The 2,140-nt window shown below is 45.2% G+C and carries 3 protein-coding genes; 2 read left to right on the top strand and 1 reads right to left on the bottom strand.

Features of this window, described 5'->3' with window-relative positions:
* Window positions 1-50: 50 nt before the first annotated feature.
* Window positions 51-197, bottom strand: a complete 147-nt coding sequence (locus tag VB732_RS35870) for a ribbon-helix-helix protein, CopG family (protein ID WP_323235545.1) — start codon at window positions 195-197, stop codon at window positions 51-53.
* 425 nt (window positions 198-622) lie between these two features.
* On the opposite strand from VB732_RS35870, the gene rd reads away from it, so the two are divergent.
* Window positions 623-784, top strand: coding sequence for a rubredoxin (rd, locus tag VB732_RS35865; RefSeq protein WP_323235544.1), 162 nt, complete (start codon window positions 623-625; stop codon window positions 782-784).
* 52 nt (window positions 785-836) lie between these two features.
* Window positions 837-2,081: an NAD(P)/FAD-dependent oxidoreductase gene (locus VB732_RS35860; RefSeq protein WP_323235543.1), complete on the top strand. Its 1,245-nt coding sequence runs from the start codon at window positions 837-839 to the stop codon at window positions 2,079-2,081.
* The last annotated feature ends 59 nt before the right edge of the window (window positions 2,082-2,140 follow it).

Raw genomic sequence — 2,140 nt, 5'->3', positions numbered from 1 at the left:
AATTCGGCGGAATTCCCCATCCGTCTACAGCTCAGGGGATGGGTAGCAGGTCAATCAAGGGGGTTCAATGCCCCTTGGATTGACAATTTTCTTATGAGGTCGCGTAACACTTCTGTCTGATTTCTTTGAGTCAATTCGCAATACTTCTGCAAATGTTCTTTTTCCCGTTCAGACAACCTCAAACTAATCTGTGTCATGGTAGCAAATAAAGTATGGATGTGCTACCATTGTAACGGTTGTTGACCCACCCACACGGCTCATAACAAACGGCCACAGTAGCGGTAAAACGCTTGCCAAGACTAAGAGCGTGAGAAAAGGAAAAAGACTTCGGTCACTGGTTCGCCTATCTACTAAGGCGGTAAAAGATAAGCCACACAGAAGTGTACGAGAAAGTAATAACTGCCTTGGGAAGCAGGGCGGCTGCGCGGGTTTCTCTATTGAGAGGATAAACGGTGAAAACCGAGAGACGTTGTATAAGACCATCATCGGGTTTAGTCCCGAATTCTTAGCAATAAGAATTCCTAACGTGGCAACGACGAGTGAGACGCGAAGCCCCATCCGCCTATGCGGTGGGGTACTTCACTACTGAAGCAATGCCAACAATTTACTAAGGGAAGGGAATATGGCAAAGTATCTATGTACTGTTTGCGGCTATGAATATGACCCAGAAGAAGGCGATCTAGATAGCGATATAGCGCCGGGAACACCCTTTGAAAATATACCTGATGATTGGGTATGCCCAACTTGTGGAGCTACAAAAGATCAATTTGAACTAGTTGAATAGTGAAGATAACGGCTAGCCTAGTAAAGTACGTGCTATTGAGAAATTTTAGAACTTGCTACCGTTACGAATCGTAGTTATTGGGGGTGGGGCAGCAGGATTTTTTGGCGCGATCGCTTGTGCTAAAGCCAATCCTGATGCCCAAGTTACTTTACTCGAAGCCAGTCGTCAACCATTGGCGAAAGTGCTAATTTCTGGTGGTGGACGCTGCAATGTGACTCACGCTTGCTTTGAGCCGGAGGAGTTGGTGCAAAATTACCCCAGAGGTGCAAAAGCTTTGCGGGGTGCTTTAACTCGCTTTGGCCCTCAAGACACAGTAGCTTGGTTTGCTGCTGCTGGAGTCTATCTCAAAACTGAAGCTGATGGCCGGATGTTTCCTGTCACCAATAATTCAGAAACTATTGTGGAATGTCTAATTAAAACGGTGGCGAAATCTGGGGTAAAACTCCGTATCGGTACACCCGTAACTTCGGTAAAACGAAGCACAGCAGATGAGGGATTTGATATTCTTCTCAAATCGGGAGAGACGATTAAATGCGATCGCTTACTTCTGGCAACTGGTAGCAGCATTGTAGGTTATAAAATTGTCCAAGAATTAGGCCATCAAATTGAACCGCCAGTACCCTCGTTATTTACCTTGAATATTACCGATCCGCAATTGCGGGCTTTAGCTGGAGTTAGCGTTAACCCTGCCCAATTGCGGTTATCATCGGGCGGAAAATCCCAATTACAACAAACCGGGCCATTGTTAATTACCCACTGGGGTTTGAGTGGCCCGGCTGTTTTAAAGCTTTCTGCTTGGGGTGCGAGAATTCTGCACGAAAGCCGCTATCAAGCCAAATTATCGATTAATTGGCTACCCCTGATGCAACAAGAACAAGTGCGAGAAAAAGTTTTAGCAGTTAAGGATGAATGGGGAAAAAAAGCGATCGCATTGCATCGCGGCGTTGAACTCCCCCATCGTCTCTGGCAATATATCATTGCCCGTGCAGGGATCACTACAGATGACCGTTGGGCAGAAATATCTAGTAAAACCTTAAATCAACTAGTGCAAGAACTGACTCAGGGACAATACTTAATCAAAGGTAAAGGAGCCTTTAAAGAAGAATTTGTGACTTGTGGGGGCGTTAAGCTCAAAGAAGTCAACTTCAAGACGATGGAAAGTCGCTTAGTTCCTGGTCTTTATTTTGCCGGAGAAATCTTAGATATTGATGGTGTCACCGGTGGGTTTAACTTCCAAAGTGCTTGGACAACTGGGTATTTAGCAGGGATAGCAATGGCGGCTAGCCAGACAAGTTAAGAAATTTCGTAAGGACTTTAGTACTGAGAAAACAAGGACTAAAGTCTTGACTACTAGAT

The organism is Nostoc sp. UHCC 0252 (assembly GCF_034931145.1).
In the GTDB taxonomy this organism is placed as follows: domain Bacteria; phylum Cyanobacteriota; class Cyanobacteriia; order Cyanobacteriales; family Nostocaceae; genus Nostoc.
Note: the sequence above shows the minus strand (reverse complement) of the source record. Positions and strands in the feature narration are given on the sequence as shown.

Excerpts from the sequence above, each read along its gene's own strand:
- rd (WP_323235544.1), top strand. The coding sequence starts at position 623 with ATGGCAAAGTATCTATGTACTGTTTGCGGCTATGAATATGACCCAGAA.
- VB732_RS35870 (WP_323235545.1), bottom strand. The coding sequence starts at position 197 with ATGACACAGATTAGTTTGAGGTTGTCTGAACGGGAAAAAGAACATTTG.